The sequence below is a fragment of the Oribacterium sp. FC2011 genome (genome assembly GCF_000701645.1).
GTDB lineage: Bacteria > Bacillota > Clostridia > Lachnospirales > Lachnospiraceae > Oribacterium.
In genome coordinates this window covers 1-3,070 of the sequence record NZ_JNJM01000059.1, presented here as the reverse complement: position 1 = coordinate 3,070, position 3,070 = coordinate 1, and the positions used below count along the sequence as shown (strand labels likewise).

Here is a 3,070-nt window from a genome sequence, read left to right as displayed (position 1 = left end):
TTAAGTTCGATTGCGCCTATAGCCTTGCCTTCTTCTTTCAGACAGATAGCATAAGCCTCTTTCCCGTTTAACACATTCTTTATTACATCCAGGCTCTCTTCGATACTCTTATGAATTTCTCTTTCCACTATTGGCAGTTCCTCTTACTTCTTCGTGGTAAAAGTAATCTACGATTGTTGGATGTCCTTTCTCTACTCTCTCATACGGAGTTTCATTATCAACAAACCTGCAATCATACTTTTTAGCCAGCTCTTCTGCTTTCTTTTCCAGCGCTTCAAAATAGCTGCGGTTCTTTTTGTTATAAATTTCGTCATACAGCGGCACCAGATCCGGATGTTTATCGGAAATGTATTTCATGATATCTGCCTTAAAACCTCCGCGAAGATTCAGATTCTCAAGCCATACAAGGTCACACTGATCTTTTGTCCTGTCTATGATTGCTTCTATATCCGTAATCCCCGGGAAAACGGGTGAAATGAAGCAAATTGTACGAATGCCTGCCGCATATACCTCTTTCATTGCAGCAAGCCTTCTTTCTATGCTTACTGCCGCATCCATATCATCTTTAAACTCTTCATCGAGAGTATTGATTGACCATGATACTGTAAGTCTGCTATTTTCATTGATCTCTTTTAGCAGATCCAGATCTCTTAGTACAAGGTCTGACTTTGTGCATATAAGTATGTCCGCACCACTGTCCTTTAGTTCTTCCAGAAGTCTTCTTGTATTTTTATATGTTTCCTCTAGCGGATTATAACCATCCGTAACTGTTCCAATGATTACCTTCTGGCCGGCATACTTCTTTGGATTCTTTATTTCAGGCCAGTCTTTCACATCCATGAAAGTTCCCCATTCCTCCGTATGCCCTGTAAAGCGTTTCATAAAAGATGCGTAGCAGTATTTACAGGCATGGGGACACCCCACATAGGGATTCACCGAATATCCTCCAATAGGAGTATTCGATTTTGTCATTACACTTTTTGTTTCTATATGATTTACTCTGATTTCTGGTTGTTCCATATCCTCTGTTCCTCCAGCACTTTGTTAAAAGCATCCGGCATTTCCTGTATCATTTCTTCTCCCATAATCGGAACAAGATCTTCTTTCCAGAATACAGGAATGTTCAGTTCATGAGCCTGTTCTGTCAATGAATAAGCCCACCCGGGATCTGTTTTAACAGTCCTGCTCTTTGCACCTGTCAAGGTTCCCACCACAATCCAGTCAATGCCTGTAAGATCAACCTTACCCGGATCATCGAACAAAGGCTCAAAGGTAACATGATATTTTTTTGCCTTCACATTGCTCCGCAGTGCATCAATACGCCATAACTCAGACTTTCTCGTAACTGTAACGCCAAACCATGCATTATCAAGATCTGTTTCAAAAGACAGAAGATCCGGTCGTTTGGTAAGAAAAAGAAACTGGTGCTGAGGATTCTCTGCTATCTTTTTAAAGACTTCCTCTCTCCATTCCTCATGCCAGCCCGAGAGATCGCTCATGCCGGTCAGCAGAAAATTCTGCGGTTTTTTCTTTTCCATCATACGAAGCTTTCCTTGAAAAAACTGTGGCTTTTCAAAATCATCTATGATGTGATAACGCCTCGTATTGTTTCTGGCATAGCAGTACGGACATCCAACAGTGCACCCTATAACAAGATTCATGTTCTGAATCTGATCTTTAATACAGATACTCATTTGTCACTCCATTCCTCAAGGTTTACCCTGATGCGGTTAAGATACTCTTCAAACTGAAGAATCTCTTTATCCGTAAAATCACGATAATAAATATTCCCCATCTCATTGGATACGGAGTCATAAGCTTCTTTAAGTTCTTTGGCTTTATCTGTGAGGAACAGAAGAGTTTTTCTCTTATCAGCTCCATCAGTTTTGCGGCTTATCAGTCCGTTTTTTTCCATCCGCTCAAGCATGGTTGTAAGTGAAGTAATTGCAAGTCCGCTTTTCTCGGAAATAATTTTAATAGGAACACCATCTTCCTGCCATAAGACATAAAGAATCCTTCCCTGAGCTCCGTTAAATGCATCAATGTTTTTTTCTGCCAGTATCCTTTCAAATATACGATCACCCAGCTGTTTTATTTTTGTAACAAGAAATCCACCATTTGTCTTCATGATTTAATACTCCTATATCGTAGTTTTATACTACGATATAGGAGTATTTGTGTCAAGCACACATATCATAACTTCCAATTTTATTCACTACAGTATCTGCCTGACAAATAACTTGATTTCCTGCTCCAAGAGCCGAAATACATTTGCAACCAGATAGCCATCAGCGATTGCATGATTCAGGCGAACTGTTACAGGCATAACCAGACTGCCGTTCTCTTTTCTATATTTCCCCCAATTAATGATCGGAGCAAAAAACAAATGTCCATCCGGTAATTCAATATTCAATGAATCATAAGATAACCATGATATATACGATGCATCAAACCAATTTGGATGATTAGCCATATCCAAAACGTATTCTCTCGTCTTCTTTGCCTCTTCTATATCCCGCAAAGCATAGGCGTAAAACCTTTCATAGTCCTTACAGTATTCAGTATATACGGGAGTACATGTTTCCGTATCTTCATGAAAAACATACTGTGTAGGATTGATCACATCGTAGCAGATCAGTTCATCAGTCTGCCAAAGATATCCCATTCTGTAATCATCACGTGAATTCAAAACCTTTGAGATTAAATATAGGAAATTGATATAAAACTTTGTCCCGTTATTCTTCGAATATGTGACAAGATCCGTGACATCTATTCTCGCTGTTATGGATGTCGAGCATTTACAATCTTCCGAAAAGTGGCGAAACACGCCCTTCCTATAGTATGTCTCTCTATCAATTACCTTATAGTTCATTTTTGAAATCCTCAATAGAACGTGACAGGTCCCTAATCATTTCGATAGATCAGAGACCTGTTTCCCATATTGCAATGTTATTTGAACAAGATAGGGTTTTGTTCATTTTTTGAATTTTTCAAATTACATTATTAATTATCTATTCCGTTTTTCTCAGTGATTAATTTTTTACATTAAGCTAACTAATGTATAATATCA

4 protein-coding genes are annotated in these 3,070 nt (G+C 38.7%); all 4 read right to left on the bottom strand.

All coding sequences use genetic code 11. The features are described from left to right. Positions 1 to 108 precede the first annotated feature (108 nt). On the bottom strand, positions 109 to 1,020 hold the full coding sequence (locus T357_RS0118325; RefSeq protein WP_031555866.1) for a radical SAM mobile pair protein B: 912 nt from the start codon (positions 1,018 to 1,020) through the stop codon (positions 109 to 111). Continuing rightward, on the bottom strand, positions 996 to 1,694 hold the full coding sequence (locus T357_RS0118320) for a radical SAM mobile pair protein A (protein WP_031555863.1): 699 nt from the start codon (positions 1,692 to 1,694) through the stop codon (positions 996 to 998). Before T357_RS0118320 ends, T357_RS0118325 begins: the two co-directional genes overlap by 25 nt. Continuing rightward, positions 1,691 to 2,128, bottom strand: a complete 438-nt coding sequence (locus T357_RS0118315; protein ID WP_031555860.1) for a radical SAM mobile pair system MarR family transcriptional regulator — start codon at positions 2,126 to 2,128, stop codon at positions 1,691 to 1,693. Before T357_RS0118315 ends, T357_RS0118320 begins: the two co-directional genes overlap by 4 nt. An 87-nt stretch (positions 2,129 to 2,215) precedes the next feature. After that, positions 2,216 to 2,872, bottom strand: a complete 657-nt coding sequence (locus T357_RS0118310; protein WP_031555857.1) for a CatA-like O-acetyltransferase, family 3 — start codon at positions 2,870 to 2,872, stop codon at positions 2,216 to 2,218. Between the last annotated feature and the right edge of the window lie 198 nt (positions 2,873 to 3,070).